We start from the raw sequence: 25726 nt of genomic DNA, 5'->3' as shown, positions 1-25726 counted from the left end.
TTGCAATATATTCTGGGGATTCTTTTTTCTTTTCTGCCATAAGTCACAATATTAATAATTTGTTGCTTACAGACAGTGTTTATTTTACATCCTCCTTTTTTTGTATTTATTATTCAGATATTGAATCTATAATTTTTCCTGTAATCTTTGTTTTTCAACTATAATCCATGTGGTTTCAAGAAGTAACATTACCTGCTTTGCATGAAAGTCGTGGTAGTTGTGCTTAGTATTTGCAACCCATAATACTGCTGTTACATTACCATTGGCTAATATTGGAATTGTTAATGATTTAAGTTGATCTTTATTTTCGATCTTTATTTTTAGAAATTCGTATTTACTAATGTTATCATTTATAATCACTGTTTTTTTGCTCATTACAGCCTGGTTTAGGCAATTTATATTTGATAAATCAGTTGTGAGTTCGTAGTCTTTAGTCCAATTATTTAAAAAGAAGATTTTCTTTTGGTCATCATAATGATATATTGCCCCAAATTCACTATTGGTATAGGAAATTACTTTTCCTAAAGTGTGATCCAACAAATCAGGAATAGAACTTGCTTTATAGGTTACAATCTCTTCTAACCCTTTAAATCGTTTATTAATTTGTGTTATTTGCCACTCATAGTTTTTACGTTGGGTGATATCCATCTTAACTCCGTATATTTTTGATACTTCATTGTGGGAGTTAAACTCAATATCCACTTTCTGATAAATCCATTTTATATTACCATCAACGAGTATTCTAAAATCAAGGGTGTTAATATTTCCGTTTAAACAACTTTGCCAATTAGTTAAAAATAACTTTTTATCTTCAGGATAGATAGCTTCCAAAATTCGATCCAGATTTATAATATCTTCTTTATTAAATCCAAAAATACGATAGCATTGATCCGACCAGGTAAATATTTTCTTTTTTATATCATAACTCCAAGAACCAATAAGACCTATTTCTTGTGCTTTATCTAAATAGTAAGTTTGTTGTTTTATATCAGAGATATCCTTACTGATTGCTAATATATGTTTGGTGTTATTTAGTTTTATTATGGAGGCAGACAGTAATGTTGTTATGATTGTATTGTCCTTTGTTTTAAACTGAGTTTCAAAATTTCTTATTTTACCCTCAGCGTTGAGTATGTTGTATAAATAATTTCTTTTTTGAGGATTTTGCCAAATACCCAGATCTGAAGATTTTTTTCCTATGACATCATCTTCAGTATAGCCTAGCATTTCAGTAAAGTAATTGTTTATATTTATAAAGGTACCATCGGCTGAAATTATAGAAATAGCATCAGGACTTGTAAAATAGGTTTGCTTAAATTTTTGCTCACTTTCTTCAATTAATTGATTTGATCGCGTGTGGTTTAAGCTTAAGGCAGCAAGTTCTGTAAAGGCAGATAGAATATTAATATCGTCAATGTTAAAATCTGTAGATTTATTTGAAATAGCTAATACGCCAACAGGTTTATTCTTTATTATTATTGGTGCGATTAATATATTTTTTACAAAAATATGATTTGAAGGTAAATTGCTATTGTTATAATGATTGTTAATGAATATTTCCTTCCTTTCGTATATGCTGTTTAGTAATTTGTTTTTTGATTTTGAAATAGGTTCTGTTAAAAATTCATCTTTCCCATTTACGCTTTTAAAAAGGATATCTGTTGTATCATTATTTTTTAATCCTACAAATCCAGATGTAGCTCCGGTTAGAGATTGACAGTATTTAAATATGTTGTCAATAGTTTTGTTAAAGTCGTTAACAGATAATATTTGTTTTGCCCCATTTAAAAGTTTGTTAATTTCATTATTTCTTTTCTTAAGTAGAGACTCTTGCTCTTTTAATGAAGTTACATTCTCCATACAAACTAATATCTTATCATCATCTTTATCCGGCAGTATAGCCGTTGATACATGAAAATTCAGTGTTTTAATACTATGGTTTTCATCCTGAATAACAAGATCAAAGTCTGTTTTATTTGTATTTTCCTTAGTGATGATAGTTTGATTAACAGTTTTATTTAAAATACATGATTCGCATTGGGATGAATTTCCACAACCTTTTTTATTCAGAGAAGCATTAATGCAAGATAAGAAGTCCCCACCTCTAAGTCCTAGGACTTTAGAAACATCTTTTTTCATTAACTCTAACCCTGTTTTATTGATATCAATAATTTTAGAGTTTTTATTTAAGATGATCATCACTACTGGAGCACTGTTAAACATCTTTTTAAATATGCTTTCCTTTACTCTTACCTTTTCATATGCATCTTTTATTTTTAAAGCAGATTCAGTTTCTTGAGTCACATCCATAAAAACTGCAGCAAAATAATTTTGCATTGGAGAAAAAACTGTGGTTTCAAAGTGTTTTTTAATATCTGGTGCAAAATCTTTAAATCTTTGAGGCTTTCGGGTTGTTGCAACTTCACCAAATCTTTTGATCCAAGAATCTTTAGTGTCAGGAAATAATTCTTTTGCCGATTTATTTATTAATTGATTGTAATCATAATTTATTCCTGATAAGAACTTTTGATTTGCATCAATAAAAGTATAGTCAATTGGTTGACCATTTGCGTCTAAATTAATTTTAGCAAAAAGGTAAGCTTCATTTAAGTTGTTGAATAATAATCTATATTTTTCCTCACTTTCAGCAATTCTTTCATTTTTTTCATATAGTTCCTCATTATTAGCTCTCAGTTCTTCTTCTGTAGTTAATAAATCATTGTTTTTCTGGTGTAATTGGTCGTTAAGTGTTTTAAATTTTTGACTCAACCTGTAATGCTCCATTACTTTCTTTTGAAGTTTGTTTTGAGCTGATTTTCTTTTTGAATTGATTCGGAATAAATATATGATAAGTACAGTTTGGATTATTAAAAACAGAGAATAAAGCAAAATTGCTTTTTTGTTAATCTGATAGAATGAATGTGGTTTATTGATTATTATAGAATTTTTTGGAAGTAACGAGTCATCAATATTGTATGACTCCAATTCGTTATAATCAAATAAGTATTGGTTAAAACAATTGGTTACAACAGGTATATGGCTGATAGATTCGTGATTCAATACACGGTTTACAATAAGAGCTGCTTGTTGCCCCTGTTGGAAATGTGAAACCAATTTTCCTCCTATAATACCATTCCCTAAGCCATGTTTATAAATGTGGAATAAAGGAGACTTTAAATGTGTTTTTATTAAATCTAAACTCTCATAAAAGTTTTTTGTATTGTCATTTTTATCCTGATATGCTGCTAATAATAAAACGGGATCACTAGAAGGGATATGTTTAAGCGTATCTTTAAGTTCATCAAAACTTAAATTTTTTAAATTAATTTCATTAAACGAAGTTTTCGGATACTGTTCAATAATACGAACTAATTTACTTAAGTCATGAAGTCCGGTTAAAGTACTGTCAACAATATAATATAGGTTGTTTGATTCCGGATATAAGTTATGAATTAAATCTATATTCTCCTTTATTGATACAGATTCAACGATACCTGTAATGTTGTCATTTTTATTTTGAGCTAATGCAAGATTGGTATTATTTACACCCGAGAATACAATTGGAATATTTGAACACAAAAGGTTTTGAAACTCTGTGATAAATTGAAGAGCCATATCATCACTTACAATAATTGCATCATATGGTTCGCCAGCATTAATTTTAAATTTAATATAGTTGTAAAAGTTAATTTTATTTTCTTTTGTTGGTAATTTTTTCCAGTCAATAAACTCTATATCTAAAGTTAAATCTATCGTATCAAAAACTGAATTTAGTCCATTTAAATAATCCTTGGTAGTGGGAAAACTATAATTATATGAGTCTATTAATAAAGCATGTTTGTAATTATTTGCAAATGTGGATATTTGAACTATTAATAGTATAGCAAATACTGTTGAGAATCTTTTTATTTGTTGGATAATGTTGTTGGGGTTCATCTATGTATGTAGGTTTATGTTATTGATTAGTGCTTAAATCTATAATTTATTTTGAATAAATAATATAAATTTTTCAAAATCCTTAATTTGAATAGGAAGTTGTTCAAAATCAAATGATTTAATATTGGAATATAATAATATACTATATTCCTTTAAATCGGTCCAATTTACCTGTTCTAGTAATTTATTTATACCTTTTAAAAATATGTTTAAGTTAGTTAGTGAAATCATTTCTGTAAGTTGTTCCCATAGAGGAATAAGGTTATTTTCAAATTCTACTCGCGCAATTTTAATTTCCTCATTGGAAAGATTATCCAGCATATTGGAACCTTCTTGAGAAATGATAGGCTCTATATCTATGTTATTTTGTTTTTTAATTTGGATAGAAGTATTTAGAGAGTTAAAATACAAAACGTCAGGAATTGATATTGAAAATTTGCTTCCTATACCAGGTGCACTTTCAAGTACTATTGAGCCATTCATCAAGTTAATTACTTTTTGAACAATTGAAAGCCCTAGACCGGTACCTTCTTGTGGAGAATTAACATTAGAATCATCTTGAATAAATGGTTCAAATATGTTTTTTTGCATTTCAATAGAGATGCCGATTCCTGTATCAATGACTGAAATATTAAGTGTTCCTGATTTGTGATCAGAATTTTTAATAAAAGCATATTTTATTTTAATACTACCTTTATTGGTAAACTTAATAGCATTGTTTATTAAGTTAATTAAGATCTGTTTTAACTTTAATGAATCTATGTAAACTTCGTTGGGAATGTCACCTTGTTTAATTATCTCAAGGGTAATCCCTTTGTTATTAACAAATATGATAAAGGTCTGATAAATCTCATTTAGGATAAAATTTAGGTTTACTTTTTCCTTTTTAATTTCCATTTTACCTGAATTGATCTTTTCAAGATCTAATAGTTCATTGATAAGTTCGAGTAAAGTTTTACCGCTTGATTCAATAGAATTAATATAATTGTTAAATGGAGCTTCAGTTATATGACTTTTTAACAAGTTTGTGAACCCAATTATGGCATTCATCGGTGTTCTGATTTCATGCGACATGTTAGCTAGAAATTTAGACTTTAATTCATTGGCATGTACACTTTTGTTTTTGGCGTCGATTAAATCATTTAATAATTTTTTGTTATTAGTAATATTTAATAAAATACCAACAAGTTTTGTTGTATTCTTTTTATCAATTTGTCCATGGAAGTGAAACCAGATATATTTATTTTCTGCAGTAAGAAATCGAAATTCAACATCTAATTGTTGTTTTGTTCTATTAATTACTTTATTTATTTCTGATTTAAATAATTTTATATTATTGGGGTGAATTCGTGACAATAACCAGTCTGTATTTAGAACTATGTTGTTTAGATCATATCCAGTAATTTCTGTAAACACACGATTACAATTAAAAATCTCCGTCTCTAAATTGTGTTCTATATAAGAAATATTCCCTGAGGTTAGCAGGAATTCTATTTTGTTATTAAGATCATTAATTTGTTTTTCTTTTCTTGCCCTGTCACTAATATCTACTCTTACTTCACCAATATGTATTTTACCTTCTTTAGTTGTTATAGGGAATGCATTAACTAAATAAGTGCTATCTCCAATTTCTCTATAATATTTAGTAGGTTCAATTTTTGTTTTTAATGCGGGACAATCGTTACATTGATTTTTTAGTTTACAAAAATACTCGTAACACTTTAACTTGATATTTTCAGCATTTTTATTGGTATGATAAATAATGTTTTGTTTATCATCAACAATGTTGAGTACCGTATTAGAATATTTTAATATATATTTTAATTGATTGTGCAGATTCTCTAATTGCAATTCTTGTTCTTTTGTATCAGTAATGTCAATCATAAATCCATACAATTGAATAGAATTGTTGTTGTTATGAATCACTTTAATAATATCTTGTATCCAAATAATCGTACCATCTTTCTTAATTACTCTGTAATCGAAAACATGGTCATTACCAGCTATAGATTCTTTTTTGCAATAATTCAAAGATTTTTCCTGATCCTCTGGATGAATAATATTTACCCAGTCGTCCATGGATTCAATCTCTTGAGGTTTAAAGCTTAAAATTTGTTCTGCTTGTGGTCCTATATATGAAAATAAACCAGTATTAAAATTAAGAGACCAGGGAACCCCTTGAATTGTTGATAGTAATAAATCTGAAGCTAGTGAACTTTTTGAGATTTCTACTTTTTCCTCATATGCTTCATAAAAAGATGCTATACTTTCACAAATAATGGCTAAAGACTCTTGAATTTGGCTTTTACTTTCTTCATCAAATAGCAATAATAAAAAAGCTTGATGACTCTTTTCTATATGAAAAGGAAAAATATCAATATGATGGAATTGAGCTATCGATTTTATATGACTAAAAGATTCTTTATTTAATGAAATATTTCTTGTTGAATTTTTTAATAAATTGTTTAAAAAATATGTAGTTAAAACATTTTTAAGATGATTAGTATCATTACGTGATTGAAAGCTTGATAAAATGGTATTTTTATCAGGATAAATAAAGATAGTTTCGGCACACTCTGTTAGGTTTTGAATTAATTTTAATTGGTTCCTTATTGCTCTTTCTAATCTTTTCTTCATTATTAATTCAAATACGGTATTGTTACTATTGTCTGATAAATTGTCTAACTATTTAGTTTCTTATAGACTAAAAAACTGCTGGTAATAGGTTGTAATTCTTTTGTCGTATTGAAGTTTGAATAATATTACGAATTGTTTTATTACTCAAGGACTATTAATTAGTCTTCAATACTTAAAAACTTGGTGGTAATATGTTAGAAGGTAAATGAGCTGGGCAAATATAGCTATTCAAAATAGAAATGCAAGCAATAGAATTTAATTAAAGTACTCGAATGGTTAATTAGAAAGTTCAAAGAATCGTTGTTCTAAGAAAACTATTAATGATATAATATATATCTTGCTATTTATAGTGGGTTTAAGTATTGTGAATTAAAAGCCTATAGAGCGACGATTGGTCTTTTTATCAGATAAAATCTTTTTGTTTTTCATTCTTTTAAGTTTTGAGGCTTTGGTTGGTTTTGTGTATATTCTTTTTTTGCTGGGGATTAAGGTTTTGTTAATTAAAGCATTTAAGCTTGCCAATGCTAGTTCCTTGTTTTTAAGTTGAGACCTTGTCTTTTCACAATTTATGATTATGTAACCATCCTTGTTAATTCTGGAATTTAACTTATCTGAAAGAATAATTTTTTGATGTGTACTTAATATCTTAGACTCATTAATACTAAAGAGTATGCTAACTTTAGTATTGACTTTATTGACATTTTGTCCACCAGGACCAGAACTTCTTGCTGTTGTATATCTTACTTCATTACTTATATCAATCATCCTTTAAAATTTAAAGACTGAGTTCATCTCATGTTCCTTCATTCTAATATTTGTTCTGTACATCATGTATATTATGAATGGAAAAAATAAAAGTAGTAACCAGTTAACATGTGACATTAATATAAAATCGTATACACCATGAAAGAAAAATGGAATAATAAATGCAAGTGTAAAGTAATATGATTTTTTAATATTGATAAACTTAGCTAATCCCAGGTAATAACCCATCATAATTGCAAACATTGCATGTGCTGGTACTGCAGTAAATGCTCTGGAAACACCTGTGCTAAAACCATTAGAGAATACATACATAATATTTTCAATCAGTGCAAAACCTAAGGAAACAAAAACTGCATAAACGATTCCATCAAAACGCTCATTAAAATTGGGGTTTTTCCAGATTAAAAAATAAACCGCAATTAATTTAAATAGTTCCTCGCATAATGCAGCTACAATAAATGCATTACCAAAGGCATAACTTATTTTCGATGTAAATATTTGTGGTAGAAAGGAGCTTAGTATATTTTCAAAAAATGCAACCGGCAACACAATAATCATTCCTGCTATAAGACCTTTAATGAGCAATGGAAGTGGTTCTTTTTCGTATTTGTCTCTATAATAAATATAAGCTAGAATAATAATAACTGGAGCAATTGAAATAATAAGAAGATCCATGAATTCAGTGTTTTTGCAGTGAAGATAGTAAAAAAGGTGAAACGGCATTGTTTTTTATGCGTTTGTTGAAATTAAATGTCTGATTAGATACAATATAGGTTTGTTTTTTACCCGTTAATTATTTTTAATTCGTATAACGGATAAATAATCTATAATTTTAAGGTTTTAAAGAAGTCATTATCTTATAAAATTAGAAGAACTAGATTAAAGTATAAATCATGATAAAGAAAGTTGCTGAAGTAATAAAGAACTCGAGTTATTGCATTGCTTTTTCAGGTGCTGGAATTAGTGTGGAGTCGGGTGTACCACCATTCAGAGGAGAAACAGGAATCTGGAACAGATACAATCCACAATTATTGGATTTAAGTTACTTCTATAATCAACCAGGAAAATCATGGGAAGCTATTCGAGAAATATTTTATGATTTTTTTTCTGTGGCCAAACCCAATGGAGCACACCTTGCATTAGCGAAACTTGAACAAGACGGCATATTAAAAGCCGTAGTGACACAGAATATAGATAATCTTCATTATGATGCAGGAAGTAAGGAAGTCTATGAGTTTCATGGAAATTCTCAAAAACTTAAATGTTTGGATTGTAATACATATTATGATGCTAAAGAGGTAAATTTAAAAGTAATTCCTCCTAAATGTGATAAATGTGGAGGATTATTAAAACCCGATTTTATTTTTTTTGGAGAGGGAATACCACCTGAAGCCTATCAAAAAAGTTTTGATGCTGCTCAAAAAGCAGATGTTGTTATTGTAATTGGTTCTACAGGAGAAGTAATGCCAGCCTGTCAAGTTCCGGTCGTGGCAAAGCAATCAGGAGCAACTATAATTGAAATTAACCCAGATGATTCAAATTTTACTCATCAGATTACAGATTATCATGTAAAAATGAAAGCCGCTGAAGCAATGGAGGCAATTGTAAAGGAAATTTATAACTAAATAGCTTTAATATTTAATATCTAAAAGAAGATGTTATGTTGGAATTATTGTGGTAATTAACATTTTACGATTAATCTTAATAATTCCATATAAATTGTTACATTTGCGCGTCAAATATTTTAGATTTTAAGTTCTAATATAAATAATAAAGAAATGAAATTATTAGAAGGAAAAACAGCAATAATTACTGGTGCTGGAAGAGGTATTGGTAAAGAAATTGCTATTACTTATGCTAAAAATGGTTGTAATATTGCTTTTACGGATTTAGCAATTAATGAATCTGTTCTGGAAACAGAAAAAGAATTAAACGCTCTTGGAGTAAAAGCAAAAGCATATGCATCTGATGCTAGTAACTACGAAGATACTCAAAAAGTAGTTGGCCAAATAGTAGAGGACTTTGGTAGAGTTGATATATTAGTAAATAATGCAGGTATAACTAAAGATGGAGCTCTTAAAAGAATGACAGAGCAACAATGGGATCTTGTAATCAATGTAAACCTTAAATCAGTATTTAACTTTACACAAGCTGTTCAACCAATTATGTGGAAGCAAGCAGGAGGAAGTGTTATTAACATGAGTTCTGTAGTAGGTGTTTCTGGTAACGCAAATCAGTGTAACTACTCAGCATCTAAAGCTGGTATCATTGGTTTTACTAAGTCAGCAGCTAAAGAAATGGGAACAAGAGGTATTCGTCATAATGCTATTGCTCCAGGTTTTATTATTACTGAAATGACAGGTGTTTTACCGGAAAACGTTAAGAAGGAATGGGAAAGTAAAATTCCATTAAAGCGTGGTGGTACTCCTGAAGATGTAGCTAATACATGTGTATATTTAGGTTCTGACCTATCATCTTATGTAACTGGTCAGGTTATTCATGTATGTGGTGGTATGAATATGTAAAAAATAGTTTTTACTATAATATGATGAGGGCATCCAATTAGGATGCCCTTTTTGTTTTCATTAATCTATTTTAGTAATATTGATGTTAAACTAAATCGTGATCAGCTATTATATTTTATGGGATTGATGTTTTAATAAGGATCTATATTTAAAATATAGAGGCTGAACTAAGATAATTTGTATATCATTATGAAAAATTTCGTTTATCAGGCAGGTACTAAAATACTATTCGGAAAAAATCAGGTTAATAATCTGGTTGACGAAGTGTTGACTTATTCCAACAGGGTTTTAATTACGTACGGAAAAAATTCAGTTATAAAGAGCGGACTCCTTGAAAAGGTAACTTCTTTGTTTAAAGAAATGGGTGTCTTTTATAAGGAACTGAATGGAATTCAACCAAATCCAAGAATTTCCAGTGTAAGAGATGGTATTCGATTATGCAGAGAAAATGATTTAGGATTTATTTTGGCACTTGGAGGCGGTAGTGTTATAGATGCATCTAAAGCAATGGCTGCAGGGGTAAATTATGATGGAGATGCATGGGATTTTTGTCTTCGTAAAGCCGTTGTTAAAAATCCACTGCCAATAGGATGTGCATTGACTTTAGCTGCAACAGGTTCTGAAATGAATGGGAATGCAGTGATATCAAATGATGAAACCCAGGAAAAATTGGCAATGGGTAGTGATTTACTACGACCGAAAGTTTCAATGTTGGATCCTACTTATACGTTTTCTGTTAATAAATGGCAAACAGCAGCTGGTACAGTAGATATCATGAGTCATATTTTTGAGCAATATTTTACACCAGATAAAGGAACGGATATTCAGGATAATATTGCAGAATCTATTGTAAGAACATGCATAAAATATGGTCCTATAGCTATACGGGAACCAGAAAATTATGAGGCCAGAGCAAACTTAATGTGGGCATCCAGTTTGGCATTAAATGGATTGACGTCGACAGGTAAAATGATGGGTGATTGGGCTACGCATGGTATTGAACATGAAGTTAGTGCAATTTACGACTTAACACATGGGGCGGGTTTGGCTATTATATTCCCTTATTGGATGGAGTATGTACTTACTGAAAATACGGCTTATAAATTTGCTCGATTAGGAAGAAATGTTTTTAATATTCTCGAAGAAGATGAGTTGAGTGCAGCTAAGCAAACTATTATGGCAATTAGAAGTTTTTTTAATTCGTTAGATATGCCTTCTAAACTATCTGAAGTTGATATTCCGGATGAATATTTTAAGATTATGGGAGATAAGGCTTGTAAGTTTGGCCCTATTGGATATTTTAAAAGACTTAATAATGAAGCTGTAACTCAAATATTAATGATGGCAAAATAATTATTCGGCAAGATATTTGTTCACTAATCAATTGATGTGGGATTGGTGAATGAGGGGTTTAATTTATCCTAATGTTATATTTTAATAATATTAAGAAACAAACCACTAGAATAGCTGTCAACTTTGGAGCATTCTTATATTTGTATTTTTAATATCAAAACTGAATGATTAACTAAGCATATGAAAGCAATATATTTGTTTGTTCTTCTATTTTTACCATTCTTGATCTCATGTTCAACCTATGAACAATTGAGTATAGATGTATTAATGCCTGCGAAATACACTTTTCAACCGGAGATTAAGTCTATTGTATTAGTTGATAATGCCCGGGCTTATAGAGAAAAAAATACTCACAAGATCGCTGTACCTTCCGGAGCATATTCTATTGATACTATATGGAAAGATGATTTTCCTGATATTTTTTTATATGGTTTAAAATATGAATTGGATCAGCGAAATTTCTTTGACAGTGTTTATGTGCATGAAATCTCTTTGCGCAGGAGCGGTTTGTCGGATACTACATTTCTTACCTGGAGTATGGTAAATGAGTTGTGTAAGAAATATGATGCTCAGGCAGTAGTTTCTATTGATGATTATATTTATCAAACCAATATTAAAGTTGAAGATTTATACGATGGGAATATGTATGGGTATTTAGATGCCAGTTCATCAGTTTTGTATAGAGGATATAATAATTTAAATAAGTCTTTAATATTTAGTAAGGTTAGTAGTGATACCATTTCGTGGAGTGTATATGGAAATGGTTTATCATATGTTGCTCAAAATCTTCCTAATTTAAGGCAAGGATTAGCTGATTTGGCAAATTATATGGGCGATAAAGCTGTAAATGATATTGCACCTTTCTGGGAAACTGAAAAGAGAATATTATATAGTTCTGGAAATTTTTATTTTATGCAAGCGGCCGAACATGTTAGAAATGATAATTGGGGTGAGGCCATTAAGTTATGGAAGTATGTATTTGATAACTCTAAAAAGCTTATAAAATCCCGGGCTGCCTATAATTTAGCTTTAGCGTCGGAAGTTGAGGGAGACTATAAATCAGCATCCTATTGGATAAAAGAAGGACTGGATATTGTTTCTGAATTGTCAAGTGGACATGCTAAAGCTGAAAAAAAACGATTAATTCTTTATTCTCTATATATGAATCAGCGGCTAGAAGTTGTTGAAGAATTGAAGATTCAAGTTGGAGGTGGGGAATGAGATTTTGTGTTATACTACTGTTAGTTATTATACCAATTTGCGGTTATACTCAATTAAATATTCCTGATAAAGGAGCCATTATTTCAATGAGCATTAGTGATATAAATACAGGAAATGATATTGTATCTCTTAACTCTCAAACAAGATTAATACCTGCATCCTTAACAAAGATTATAACCACAGCAACAGCTCTTGAGTTGTTAGGGCCCGAATATACTTTTAAAACGCAAATAATAGGAAAAGGAGAAATAGTTGATGGTCAACTTAAAGGAGATATAGTTGTTATTGCAGGCGGCGATCCTACCCTGGGTTCCAGATACTTTGATCAGACAGAACCGGAACTTTTATTTAAAGAAATTATAGAATGGCTTAGAATAGAGGGAATTCATTCTATTAGAGGAAGAATTCTTGTTAAGTCTGCTGATATTGGATATTCATCTCCCAGACTTTGGGAAGATATTGGGAATTACTATGGGGTATATCCTCAGGCCTTTAATTGGAGAGATAATACAGTAACCGTTACTTTAGCTTCAGAAGATGTTGGAAGTGTCTGTAACATAGTTTCTGTAAAACCAGAAATATTTCCGTATCAATATGATTGTAAGGTTGAATCCGCTTCACATAGTAAAGATAGTGCATACGTTTATGGTCTTCCTGAGATAAAAAAATGGTGGATTGAAGGCTCTATTCCTTCCAACAGATCTTCCTTTAAAATAAAGGCTGCTATGCCTGACACAAAACTTGTTTTTGTAAATGAACTCACACAATATTTGACTGAAAATAATATAGTTATTCAACAGGTAAATTTTGGTGAGGATGAGATAGCGAAGAGCCGTATAGTCTTTGATTGTAAATCACCAAAATTATCAGAAATTATTAAGGTTGTTAACCATAAAAGTCATAACTTATTTGCTGATGTGCTCCTTTTATCATTGGCAAAAGAATATAAAGATCAATATTCCTGGGATATTGGAGTTCAGATTATCCGGGATTTCTGGAAAGATAAAATAGATTTTGAATCGAATTTCAGATTAAGAGATGGAAGTGGGTTGACGCCTAAGAATCTTGTGACTACTGATGGGATGGTGCATCTTTTAATGTGGATGAAAAATAATAGTAGTTATTACGATGTTTTTAAATCATCATTGGCTATTGGAGGTCAAACCGGGACATTGAAATCTGTATTTAAGAACCCCGAATTAAGAAATAAGGTTTTTGGCAAAAGTGGTTCTATGGAAGGTGTTTTAGGTTACTGTGGATACTTTATTAATAAATCAGGTCATTATGAGGCATTTTGTGTAATAGCCAATAATTATCTTATAAAAACCAAAGAAGTTAGAAAACAAATGGATGAAACATTGACAAATTATTTTTTAGAATATTAAATCATTATGTACCCGCTATTTATAGTTTTATTATATTTTCTTATTCCCTTTTTTCTACTTTGGTTGTGCTACAAATATACATTTCTAAATAAAGTTGGTGCTGTTTTATTGGCATATATAGCTGGTATCGTTATTTTTTCGTCTGGATTTCTAAAGGGAGAACAAATAGAGACTATTCAGGATACTATCATGTCGATATGTATACCTATTGGAATTCCCTTGTTATTATATTCCAGTGATTTTAAAAAGTCTTTTTTGTTAGCTCGTAAAACGTTATTTTCATTAATTGCAGCATTGATCAGTGTTGTGATTGTAGTAGCCACTGGTTATGTAATTTTTAATAATGGAGATGAATCTTTTTATAAAATATCAGCGCTATTGTGTGGTGTTTATACAGGAGGAACGCCAAATTTAGCTGCCTTAAAAATGGCACTGAATGTTGATCCTTCAAGTTATATTAGCGTACATACTTATGATATGTTCTTTTCTACTATTCATCTGTTTTTTCTTATTACGGTAGGTAAAAAGTTCTATGAATTAATTCTACCATCTTTTCAAAGGACCAATAGTTTTGGTTTCCGTGAATATATGGAAGATAAAGAGCTATTTGGTGGTATATTAAAAAGGCAGAATGTCAAGCCTTTATTAATGGCTTTAGGAATAACTGTAATAATAGTTGCCGTAGGAGGCGGTTTAATGCAATTAGTAGTTGAAAAGTCAAAAATGGCTGTATTTATTTTATCGATTACAACACTTGCCATTATTGCATCGTTTAATAAAAAGGTAAATGCAATACCCAAGACCTTTAACTTAGGAATGTATTTTATTCTTGTTTTTAGTGTGGTAGTTGCATCGAAACTTAAATTATCTCAGCTAATGCAAATTAATTCAACACTGTTTTACTATGTTGGATTTGCTGTTTTCGGTTCTACTATTCTGCATATTATACTATCCAGAATTTTTAAAGTCGATGCTGATACAGTTATGGTAACATCTGTTTCTTTAATTTGCAGTCCTCCATTTGTTCCAGTAGTTGCCGGAGCAATAAAAAACAGAGAAGTAATTATTCCAGGAATTACAGTAGGTGTTATTGGTTATGCTATAGGAAATTATTTGGGGTATATTATGAGTGAATTTCTTCAAATGATATAAAAAAAGGAGTTCCATATAATTGGAAACTCCTTGACTATATAAATTGGATTATTTCTTATAAAGATTCATCATCCATAGAAACTTCGTTGAATTCAGTTCCATAAGTAGTGTTCAATGTATAAATAAAATCATTTAAAGCATTGAAGAATCCGTTAAGCTCGTTTTCAACAAAAGTATCCATTGAAATTTTAGAGTTATCATTAAATACCAATCGCATATCCATATAGTAATCATTTTCAGTATAAATAACTCCGTTTTGATTGTAGCTATTAGTGTTGTTCATAACATATGGTTCTAAATATGCTAGCATAGTGTTGTCTTTAGTATAAACCAATACGAATCTTGCATTTTCAGTAAATAATGAAACTAAATTTTCTGCTTCAGGTAAATCTTTAATATCATCAGAATCTCCCAAGTGAGCTTCTTCAAATGCTTGTTCTCCATTAACAATAGTTTGAATATCAATTTGACCTACAGCTTTTAAATCCATAAACTGTAAGTATGCATTTCCGTTGTTAATGATTTCTTCAACATCAGTTTCACTATTTTCATTAATATTATTTTCTGACCAGTCTCCATTGATTTCTGCACCAAAAGCAATTAAAATATCAGAACCATTTTTAAAACTAAAATCAAAACCAGCGCTCTTATATTGAGAATGTTTTAATGTTTGAGTAAAAGAAAATGATCCCACTTCAAGCACGTTTTCAAGTGCTGTAGGAGTACCATCACTAAGGTATTCAGCAGTTAAAGTATAACTCATTAGTGTATTATCATTATACTTAAGAGTAGCTTTTAAACCTGTGGGGAATTCAATTTTTCCTGCTGGTAAATCAAAATCAGCTCTTGGTTCTGTAATTTCTTTTACAGTAAAATCACCAATTAGAATTTCTGCTGTGTTTGTTAAATCAGATTCTTTTCCTGGAAACAAAATAACAATATCGTTAGCATTTTCAGTTTTATCAAAATCTAATGTCTCAAAATTATAGGTATATGTTGCTGTCAACATAGCAAATGAATCACTAAGCGCTAATCCTTCTTCTGTAGTTGCTTTAAGAAGATTATATACTTCAGCAGAGTTTTTTGAGTCATCAGCAAGAATTTGAGCCGCTTTCAAAGGAATATTAAATTGAGCAGATGCAGGAGCATCGTTACCACCCATTAGATCCATCATATGAATCATTACATCAATTCCGTCTTCATCTTCTAACTCATCAATTTGACTAACCAAATTTACTGCAGCATTTTCTACATCTTGTTTTGATTCTTCTGGAGATACTGTTGAATAATCAGCCTCTAAAGCTGAATCAATTCCATCGTCAGTTTTTTTGTCGTCTTCACAACTTGCAAAAACTAATAGCGCAAGTGCTGCAATCCAAATGTTTACTTTAAATAACTTTTTCATTTAATAGAAATTTATTGTGTGTTAATAGTTTATGTTTTAAATACTCGTTGTTGAGCGTTGTTGTGTGCTATTGTTACGATGGATATCCCAAAAAGTTTATCATTTTCTTAAATTAGATGTTTTAACAATAATATTACATTGTTCGAATAGTCTATGAAATATAATATGGGGTAAGTTGCAAGAGAAATTAAATATGTTGTACTTTGCAATAAATAATGATAAAATATACAAATGACTTTTTGTAGAGTTCAAACCATTATCTCGTTGTTATTATTAAGTTGCTGTTTGTTAGGGCAAAATAGGGAGTTAGTAATCAAGGGAGAGGTGCTTGATGCGAATCTTAATGAAGCAATTCCTAATGTTCATGTAATATTGGATGGTGGTTTAAATGGGACAGTAACTGATTCCCATGGATTGTTTGAGATTACTGTTTCAAGTCAAGAATATGTTAAGTTAGTTTTTTATCATACGTCATTTGAATTAGATACTGTTATTGTTGATTTTACTACAAAAATGCCTATCCTGGTTAAATTAAAAGACAAACAGTATTTACAGGAGGAAGTTACAATTAAGGCATATAAAGAATCTTTGGTTAAAGGAAACATACCTGGAAAAATCTTATTGAAGCAAAAGGATGTTCTAATTACACCATCTTTATTAGGAGAACCTGACTTGGTGAGAACTCTTCAACTTCTTCCGGGAATCCAGTCGGTTAATGAGGGTAATTCAGGTATATATGTCAGAGGAGGATCTCCCGGACAGAATTTTATACTTTTTGATGGCATAGAACTCATGAATCCATCTCATTTAATGGGAATATACTCTGTGTTTAATCCGTTTTTGGTGGATAATGTTTCTTTTTACAAAGGAAATGCACCTATCAGATATGCCTCACGGTTAGCGTCATCTATAATTGTTAACTCAACAGAAAATAAATTGGGAGATTTTAATTGGTCGGTTAATATTGGAAATATTACATCAAATATTAGTTATCTGGCTAAGTCAAAAAATAACAAGTGGTTTACGAGTTTTGGTTTCAGACGTAGTTATATTGAAGGAATTCAAAGTATAGCAGATTTAATATTACAAGATGATCAGAATTACTTTACCAATAATAAATTTAATTTCTATGATTTTAATGGCAAAGTAAAATACTCATCCAACTGTAATAATTTTGTTTTATCCTGGTATAAAGGTGGTGACTATTTTAAATATAATCGAAATGAAAATAATATAAGTCTAAATAATACATGGGGAAATGAAGGGGTATCTTTACAATGGCGAAAACTAATTACCACTAATTTTTCAATGAATACTTCTGTATCATATTCCGGCTATGATTCTGATTTAGCTCTTTCAATTGTTAGTCAGGACTTGAGTTTTAATACAAATTATCAACACTATCAATTACGATCTGATTATTTACTTCTGCAGGATAAATCTACTATTCGTTTTGGCGGGATTGTGCAGCACCGGACTATTACCCCCCAGAATTTGGATATTTCATTAAATAGTGATGAAGATAAACTATCAACTAAATATACGCATAGGATTTTTGAACTATATGCCAGTAATGAATTTAATATATTTCCCAGGTTGCAGATGTACCTAGGAGGATCAGTTCAATTGTATCAGTTATCAGAAAAGACAATGTCTGGTTTTTCCGATGAGGCTAATTTAGATACAGAAAGAGATAGCGACCGGATTTTAGGTAAGGGTTTGGTAACTTTCAATTATCAGCTTAATAATGATGCATCGATAAAAGCTTCAGGAAATTACACTACTCAAAATATCCACTTAACATCTATTGCTTCAATTCCTTTACCATCAGATGTCTGGATGCCAGCTACTCAAAAAGTTCCGGAAGAGGTTTCTTCGCAATTTACTTTAGGATATTTTAAGGCGTTTAGCAGTTTAAATTTGGAATTTGGAATAGAAGGATATACTAGGTTTCTGCAAAATCAGCTGGTTCTAAATCTTAATGTAAAGGGAGAAAATGTGGCTGATTTTGAAGATAGTTTTTTCAAAGGGGATAGTAAGGCTTATGGTGCAGAATTTTTTATTAAAAGAAATTCAGAGAAATTAAATGCAAATTTATCGTATACTCTTGGCTGGGTAAAGCAGCGTTTTGATCAGCTTAACAATGGCAAATGGCATGATGCAAAATATGATAGAAGACATGATATTAATTTGTTGTGCAGTTATAAATTAAATGAAAAAATAGAATTAGGTAGTGTTTTTATTTTGGCAACAGGAAATAAAGCTACGTTGCCAGTTGGTAGATATTGGATGATGGGAAATATTGCAAACGATTATGATGGTATAAATAATTTTAGAATGCCACTATATCATAGATTGGACTTATCTGTAAATTACCATGTCAAGTCAAATCTTTTTAAGGAATCAGTCATAAATTTTTCCATTATTAATGTTCTCAATAGAAGTAACCCATATTTCATCTTTTATGATGTTAGCGAGGGTGAAGAAAATTATCAATTGGATATAAAGGCACAACAAGTTTCGTTGTTCCCAATATTACCTTCATTAAGTTGGAAAGTAAAGTTTTAATTTATTCTGAAATGATAAATTTAAAAACAATGAAGAAGACTTTATACATAGTTGTAGGTTTAATGATTACTTTGGTATCTTGTTCTAAAGAAATTGAAATAGAGCAACCCTTGTATGAATCAAAAGTTGTTGTGGATGGATCTATTTCTAACGATGACTATGCAAACATCATTTTAACCAGAAGCTCACCTTTTTTAACGGAATATGATTCGGCTTCTATTAGAAATACATTTTTAAACTATGCTAAAGTTACTTTATACTCGTCTAAAGGTGAAACAGAAATTCTTACTTTGTTTCGTAGAGATGAATTTTTTCCTCCATTTGTATACAGAAGCGTTGATATTAAGGGTGAAGTGGGAGTAACTTATGATCTGGAAATTGAAGTTAATGATAAGATAATTAGAGCTTCAACAAAGATTCCTAAAATACCTGAAGTTAGTAAAGTGGAAATTATTCCTGTTACTGATACAACGATGAATTTTAAGGCTTTTATTAAGGATGATCAAGAATTACTAAATTATTATTATACACAGATAAAAATTAAAAATGTGGACAGGAATTTTCACTCTTCAGCATTCCCGTTATTTAATGATTATAATAACAATGGTAAAGTAATCGAAACATCTATTTTTCGAAGTGAAGAACCTGATCCTCTCAATTTAAATGCTAATGATACAACAAGAAATTTACCACGATATGAGTTTTATCGCACGGATACTGTATTTTTAAGGTTTTCTGCAATTGATAAAAATTCTTATAATGTATTGTATGATATTTATTTAGATCAGGTAAATAGTGCCAATCCTTTTTCGTTTGTTAATAAAAATACAAGTACAAATATAATTGGTGGAATTGGTAGGTGGACTGGTATGGGATCTATTGAATATATGTTAACAGAATAACTGCTGTTTAAAAGCTTTAATAATTATCAAAATATGAAATTAAAGATTGCTATAATTCAGTTTGATATTGTTTGGGAGAATATTAACGAAAATCTAAATATCATAGAATCAAAATTAGCACTTCTAAATGATGATGTGGATTTAGTAATTCTTCCTGAAATGTTTCTGACTGGATTTACGATGAATGTTGCTAAAAGTGCTATTTTAATTGATGGAGAAGAAATATCTCAAATAAAGAAATGGGCACAAAATAAAAATGTGGCCATTATGGGGTCGTTGGCAATAAAAATGCAAAGCAAAGTATACAATACTGCAATATTTGTAGAGCCTACCGGAACTATTTCTTCATACAACAAAAGACATTTGTTTCGAATGGGAGGAGAGGAGAAATTTTTCGAACCAGGAGATCAAAGAATGATTATTGAATTTCAAGGTGTCCGAATATTACCTTTGATTTGCTACGATTTACGTTTTCCAGTATGGAGCAGGAATCAGAATGATTATGATTTATTAGTGTATATGGCTAATTGGCCTGCTTCGAGACAAAAAGTTTGGGATACTTTATTAAGTGCCCGAGCTATTGAAAATCAGACCTATGTTATAGGAGTTAATAGGATTGGTGACGGAGGAAGTGTGTATTATACTGGAGGTTCTAAAGTGGTTGATTTTAAGGGTGATGACGTTGTAAATGTAAATACTATAAAACTTGATACTGAAATTATAGAGTTAAACTTTGATAAGCAAAATGATTTTAGGACTAAATTTCCTACCTATCTGGATGCCGATAGATTTAAATTACTCCCATAATAAATAGTAAATATATGTAACTATTTATTGTTTTGTAAAGTACAACATACACTGGGACTATATAGTATATTAAATTTGGGTATAATGAGGAGTTTTAAAGTTAGTGTAGATAATAAAAAGGTTGCCTTTTTTAAAGAATTGTTGGATAATCTGGATTTTGTTAGCTACCAGGAAGATACTTCTAAAGATTTAAGTCATACATTATCCGATAGAAATGATGTAAATAAAAAAGAAGAGGGGGGAGAAGGTTTATCAAAAAGAAAGCAAAAACTTTCCGATGATTTTAATTCAATAGAGAGTAGAAAAAAGTCGTTAGAGGATATAAGAAAAGCAATGATGAATATTGATAAGTTGAGGGATAGTTTATAATATTGTTGTATCAATTGGGCATGGTATTTGCTGTTTTATTGATATGATAAATTAACTTAAAATCAGCTGGCTATGAAATCAAATATGAATTCATTTTTTTTAGCATTTATGATGATCCTAACATTAGGATTAATTCAAGATGTAAGTGCAATTAATACCTTTTCAAATACTTATACTTTATCATCAGATAGTATTTATGAAACTGTTGATAAGGTTCCTGTTTTAAAAAAGGCAGGGGGTGATGTCCAAAAATTTCTTTCCAGAGAAATTAAGTATCCGATAGATGCATTAGCTAAAGAACTTGAAGGAAAGGTTATGGTAGCTTTCGTAGTGACGAAAGATGGTGAATTGGCGAATGTAGAGCTTGTTAAAGGTTTTTATAAGAGTATAGATGATGAGGCGCTTAGAGTTGTGAAACAACTGGATAAATGGAAGCCAGGCGAGTTAAATGGTCAAAAAGTTAATACTAAAGTTTCAATACCAGTTCATTTTTATATTTACGATGAAAATAGAGAAATAGCAAAACAAATAAAACCATTTTATGAAAATGACAGAGCTCCTTTATTTGTAATAGATAAGAAGAAAGTTACAGGTTTGGCGCATTTAGAATATTATAATATTAAATCGATAAGAGTTATAAAAGGTAAGAAGGCTGTAGAACTCTATGGTGAAGAAGCTAAAAATGGTGTGTTGGTTGTAGAAACCAAACCAGGTACAGAACCTATTTACAGAAGATATTAGAAATATTTATATCAAGATATTATGATAACAAAGGGCTGATTATTTTGAATTGGCCCTTTGTTATATATAGAATTTACTGTTAATTTAATCTCTCAACAACTGATTCAACAAGATTTACTTCATATTTTAATGCTTCCACTGCCTTTTGGTACTTTTCAGCAGCTAGTTCAACTAATTCTCTACCGTTATTTAGTTGTTTTGATGATTCCTGGATATGTTTAACAATATTGGATATTTCACGTGAATATTGTTTAGTCGTATCAGACATTTGTACAATTTCACTTGATATTACTTTAAAGCCACTCCCTTTTTCTCCTACATATTGAGCTTCTATAGAGGCATTGATACCCATAATTTTAATCTTATCCGACATATCTTGAATGAAGCTTACAATCTGATCAGTTTCCTTTATTTTTTCATTGGATTTGCCCACTTCATCCATTAGCTGTTCCGTAAACAACATCATGTCTTTTTGTTGTTGTGATAATTCAGTGATTTTATTTGTTAAAATATCTACACGTTTAATCAGGTTATCTCCAGCTTCTTTTCTTTTGGAGATATCTGAATCCACAGTTACTAAATGAATAATTTCGCCATTTTCATTTAATACAGGAGAAAGTGAAGTGTGAGTCCAGATCTCCCGACCAGAAGGAGTAGTGTTAATTGCTTCATAATAGGATGGTTTTTTTGTTTCAATACATTGCTCAATGCATTTTTGAACCATAGGATTAAAGCTTGTTTGAAGAATGTTGTTCCCGCGGATTTTAATAAACTGTTCATATGTATACTCATACATACGTGTAAAACCATCATTCAACCATTGGATGTTGCCATCGCGATCCATAATCATAATGGCATTGTCAGTTTGTTTGGCTACAATTGAAAGCCTTTCCATTTCAGCATGTTTTTCTTCGCTGAATTGAATACTTGTATTTTCATCTGCTTCAATAATAGCAGATGTTGTTGCATTTAATGATTTGACTTGTGATTTGAGATGCTGTATTTTATTGAGCATCCACAATACAAGACACACCATTCCTGCCAGAGTGATGTAAGTAATTAATAACATAGGTGGTATTTATTTAGGTAATGTGGCTGCAAATATAAAATATTTGTAATATACCCCCTAAAATATCAGGAGTAAAATATGATATATGTCATATAATATTTGATTGATATGGTAAAATATTATTGTTTTGAATTAATAGAATAGGCTTTTTTTAGTAATTAGATATTGTTTTGTTTAAAGACTTCATATTATCGGTTAAGTTAGGAATCTAGCATTTGAACACAGAAAATATAAGCTTCGCTTAAAAATATTAATTATTAAGTGTTATTTGTATTTGCTTTGTCATGGATAAAGTTGGCTGATTTTATTTGTTGAATATCCAAAATAAAAAATCAACTTTGCCACGTCTTTTTTGTTTGTGATTATAAACAATCAATAAAAGATGATTTTTACATAGAAGTAAAACATGAGAAAACTATATATTCTGATATTTCTATTTGCAATTGTAAATGTAGTTTCAGGTCAGAACAGATTATTAACCGGAACCGTTAAGGACTCAAAAACAGGAGAACCTGTTCCTTTTGCAAATGTTTATGTTAAAGGTACCACTTTAGGGACTATTACTGATACTACAGGATACTTTAAATTAAATTTTACTGGAGATTCAGTAAGTATTTCTGCAATTGGGTATTTTAAACAAAGCATAAAAGCAGCTAAAAGTAAAGATGACGTAATAATAGATTTAGAACCAGAGGTTGTTGCAATTAATGAGGTAAAGGTAAAACCCAACGATCAACAAATCAGGTGGATCATAAAAAATGCTGTTGAGCAAAAAGAAAATAATAACCCGGAAAAATACAATAGATACTTCTATGAGAAATATTCTAAATGGGATTATGTACTAAACAATGTGGAAAAATCTTTAATGAAGTCTAATGTTTTTAAAGATCACAAACATTTATTTCAGAAAGGAGAAAACGGAAATTTTTACCTGCCAGTTTATTTTTCTGAGCAAATTGTACAAAACGATTTTCAAAGAAAACCTCTTAAGGAAAAGTCAACCATATTAGCTGATAAAACATCTGGATTAGGTGTTTTGAATAGCTATGAATTTAGTGGATATACAAGTGGATTAAATGTAAGTCATAATTTTTATCAGAATTATATTAAATATTATGAGCAAAATTTTGTTAGTCCTTTGGCCAATAATGGATGGTTTTATTATCGTTACTATTTGGTTGATAGTACTATGGTTAATGATATTAAAAACTATAAAGTCCTTTTTTATCCCAAGCGAAAAGGAGAAAATGTATTTCAGGGATACATGATTATTGATAATAAAAGATTTGCGATTCAAGAGATTGATGCTAAACTTTCTGGTGGTAATCAGCTTAACTTTATTAAAAATATGGAAGTTAAGAGTGAGTATCAATTGATTGATGATTCGATTGTATTTTTTAAGAGCAACCACCTGTCTGCAGAATTTGATTACTTACCCATTTCTGGAGACTCAACAAAACAACGCCTTGAGTTATTATTTACAGAAAGTTCATCTTTCGATAAGGTTGTAATAAATCCTTCAGATGAAATCAAATTATCCGTAAAAAATATCAACTATGAATCCGTTAAGAGCCTTGATTACCGAAAGAGAGATGAGGATTATTGGGATCAATACAGGCATGTAAAACTATCTGACGATGATCTGAATAAATATGCTATTATTGATAGTGTGAATCAAATCAAAACAGTTAAGTTGGCTAATGATTTGGTAGAGATGGGATTGAATGGGTATTTAGATGTTGGAAAGTTTGAACTGGGGCCATATACCGATTTTATTCAAAGTAATGAGATTGAGGGGTATCGTTTTTATTTTGGAGGAAGAACCAGCTCTGAAATCAGTGAAAACTGGATGTTATATGGTGGTTTGGGCTATGGTACAGAAACAAAAATGCTCACAGGAAGGGGAGGTGTTGGTTATCGATTTAATCATGTTAAGCGTAAAGTACTGAAACTTGAGTATGACGACAGATATATAAGAATGGGTGAAAACAGAAAGATCTTGTACTTATATGAAAATATGCTTAGTCCATCAGAAACTAATTTAGTTTCAAGTATTCTTTCAAGAGAAGCTTTTGATGAGTTGTATCGTCAGCAAGGTGTACATATGGAGTATGAAAATGAATGGAGGACAGGATTAAGTACGCGCTTTAATCTGGATTATATGAAGCAGCATTCACCTGAATTCTATCCATTTATTATGAATGGACAGGAAGTGGATTATATACAGGCAGTGGAAGCTGGATTAAATCTACGTTTATCGTGGAAAGAAACAGTGATTGATGATGGTTTTATGCGTTTGTATGTTTCTACGGATTATCCTATAATCAATTTTGCTGCAAATTTAGGTAGGGTAGAGTATAATAATGTAAGTAACTGGTATGGAAAAGTTCATGCAACAGTTAATGTAAAAAAGTATTTTGGTCAAACCATTTTTAATTATGCAGTAGAAGCTGGAAAGATTTTTGGTAAACTGCCATATACAATGCTTGAAATTCCAAGGGGAAATGAAACCTATGGTTATTACCGTTATGACTTTAACTTAATCAATTATTTAGAGTTTATTCATGATCAATACGTTCATACTTATGTAGATTACCATTTAAATGGTTTCTTTTTTAATAGACTGCCTTTACTTAAAAGATTAGGTTTTAGGGAAGTTGTTTCTGCTAAAGCTATGATTGGAAGTTTGAATGAAAAACAACTGGGAGGTATAGATATGCCGGCAGAGGCCAGAAGTGCAGATGGTACTTATCTTGAAGTTGGGGCGGGAGTAGAGAATGTGTTGCGTTTTTTTAGGGTAGAAGGTATTTGGAGAGTTGCTCCAAAATCTATTCAGGGAGCTCCTGATTTTGGTATAAGAATTCTTTTTGAGGTAAAATTATAGTTCAATA

General features: G+C 30.4%; 18 protein-coding genes. 12 read left to right on the top strand and 6 right to left on the bottom strand.

Annotated features, from left to right (window positions below):
• Positions 1-126: 126 nt before the first annotated feature.
• From OM075_RS11415 to OM075_RS11400, 4 genes are all read right to left on the bottom strand, one after another.
• Complete coding sequence (locus OM075_RS11415) at positions 127-3936, bottom strand: ABC transporter substrate binding protein (RefSeq protein ID WP_301190646.1); 3810 nt, start codon at positions 3934-3936, stop codon at positions 127-129.
• Between the two features lie 39 nt (positions 3937-3975).
• On the bottom strand, positions 3976-6573 hold the full coding sequence (locus tag OM075_RS11410; RefSeq protein WP_301190645.1) for a PAS domain-containing hybrid sensor histidine kinase/response regulator: 2598 nt from the start codon (positions 6571-6573) through the stop codon (positions 3976-3978).
• Positions 6574-6942: 369 nt separating this feature from the next.
• Positions 6943-7338, bottom strand: a complete 396-nt coding sequence (arfB, locus tag OM075_RS11405) for an alternative ribosome rescue aminoacyl-tRNA hydrolase ArfB (RefSeq protein ID WP_301190644.1) — start codon at positions 7336-7338, stop codon at positions 6943-6945.
• Positions 7339-7341: 3 nt separating this feature from the next.
• A complete protein-coding gene (locus OM075_RS11400) occupies positions 7342-8013 on the bottom strand; it encodes a PrsW family glutamic-type intramembrane protease (RefSeq protein ID WP_301190643.1) in 672 nt (223 codons plus the stop codon).
• A gap of 218 nt (positions 8014-8231) precedes the next feature.
• Between OM075_RS11400 and OM075_RS11395 the strand changes: the two genes are divergently transcribed.
• The 6 genes from OM075_RS11395 to OM075_RS11370 all read left to right on the top strand — a co-directional run bounded on the left by OM075_RS11395 (position 8232) and on the right by OM075_RS11370 (position 14974).
• Positions 8232-8963, top strand: a complete 732-nt coding sequence (locus OM075_RS11395) for an SIR2 family NAD-dependent protein deacylase (RefSeq protein ID WP_301190642.1) — start codon at positions 8232-8234, stop codon at positions 8961-8963.
• 153 nt (positions 8964-9116) lie between these two features.
• Positions 9117-9863 (top strand): 3-oxoacyl-[acyl-carrier-protein] reductase, encoded by a 747-nt coding sequence (gene fabG, locus OM075_RS11390; protein ID WP_301190641.1) that lies wholly within the window; start codon positions 9117-9119, stop codon positions 9861-9863.
• 189 nt (positions 9864-10052) lie between these two features.
• A complete protein-coding gene (locus OM075_RS11385; protein WP_301190640.1) occupies positions 10053-11216 on the top strand; it encodes an iron-containing alcohol dehydrogenase in 1164 nt (387 codons plus the stop codon).
• A gap of 180 nt (positions 11217-11396) precedes the next feature.
• A complete protein-coding gene (locus tag OM075_RS11380) occupies positions 11397-12437 on the top strand; it encodes a DUF6340 family protein (protein WP_301190639.1) in 1041 nt (346 codons plus the stop codon).
• Complete coding sequence (gene dacB / locus OM075_RS11375; protein WP_301190638.1) at positions 12434-13822, top strand: D-alanyl-D-alanine carboxypeptidase/D-alanyl-D-alanine endopeptidase; 1389 nt, start codon at positions 12434-12436, stop codon at positions 13820-13822. The genes OM075_RS11380 and dacB overlap by 4 nt, the downstream gene beginning before the upstream one ends.
• A gap of 6 nt (positions 13823-13828) precedes the next feature.
• Positions 13829-14974, top strand: coding sequence for a DUF819 family protein (locus OM075_RS11370; protein WP_301190637.1), 1146 nt, complete (start codon positions 13829-13831; stop codon positions 14972-14974).
• Positions 14975-15029: 55 nt separating this feature from the next.
• Here OM075_RS11370 and OM075_RS11365 read toward each other — a convergent pair whose 3' ends face one another.
• A complete protein-coding gene (locus OM075_RS11365; RefSeq protein WP_301190636.1) occupies positions 15030-16379 on the bottom strand; it encodes a hypothetical protein in 1350 nt (449 codons plus the stop codon).
• A gap of 231 nt (positions 16380-16610) precedes the next feature.
• Between OM075_RS11365 and OM075_RS11360 the strand changes: the two genes are divergently transcribed.
• The 5 genes from OM075_RS11360 (at position 16611) to OM075_RS11340 (ending at position 21766) form a co-directional block, all read left to right on the top strand.
• Positions 16611-18947 (top strand): TonB-dependent receptor, encoded by a 2337-nt coding sequence (locus tag OM075_RS11360; protein WP_301190635.1) that lies wholly within the window; start codon positions 16611-16613, stop codon positions 18945-18947.
• Between the two features lie 29 nt (positions 18948-18976).
• Positions 18977-19849, top strand: a complete 873-nt coding sequence (locus OM075_RS11355) for a DUF4249 domain-containing protein (RefSeq protein ID WP_301190634.1) — start codon at positions 18977-18979, stop codon at positions 19847-19849.
• Positions 19850-19882: 33 nt separating this feature from the next.
• A complete protein-coding gene (locus OM075_RS11350) occupies positions 19883-20656 on the top strand; it encodes an amidohydrolase (protein ID WP_301190633.1) in 774 nt (257 codons plus the stop codon).
• Positions 20657-20740: 84 nt separating this feature from the next.
• Positions 20741-21025 carry a hypothetical protein gene (locus tag OM075_RS11345; RefSeq protein ID WP_301190632.1) on the top strand — a complete coding sequence of 95 codons (285 nt, stop codon included), beginning with the start codon at positions 20741-20743 and terminating at the stop codon, positions 21023-21025.
• A 72-nt stretch (positions 21026-21097) separates the two neighbouring features.
• Complete coding sequence (locus OM075_RS11340) at positions 21098-21766, top strand: energy transducer TonB (protein WP_301190631.1); 669 nt, start codon at positions 21098-21100, stop codon at positions 21764-21766.
• Between the two features lie 79 nt (positions 21767-21845).
• Here OM075_RS11340 and OM075_RS11335 read toward each other — a convergent pair whose 3' ends face one another.
• Positions 21846-22835 carry a methyl-accepting chemotaxis protein gene (locus OM075_RS11335; RefSeq protein ID WP_301190630.1) on the bottom strand — a complete coding sequence of 330 codons (990 nt, stop codon included), beginning with the start codon at positions 22833-22835 and terminating at the stop codon, positions 21846-21848.
• A 406-nt stretch (positions 22836-23241) separates the two neighbouring features.
• Between OM075_RS11335 and OM075_RS11330 the strand changes: the two genes are divergently transcribed.
• The gene (locus OM075_RS11330; RefSeq protein WP_301190629.1) at positions 23242-25719 is read left to right on the top strand and encodes a DUF5686 family protein; all 2478 of its coding nucleotides are present in this window, start codon (positions 23242-23244) and stop codon (positions 25717-25719) included.
• Positions 25720-25726: the final 7 nt, after the last annotated feature.

The organism is Plebeiibacterium sediminum (assembly GCF_026013605.1).
Classification (GTDB): Bacteria; Bacteroidota; Bacteroidia; order Bacteroidales; family Marinilabiliaceae; genus Saccharicrinis; species Saccharicrinis sediminus.
This window is presented reverse-complemented; position numbering and strand designations above follow the sequence as displayed.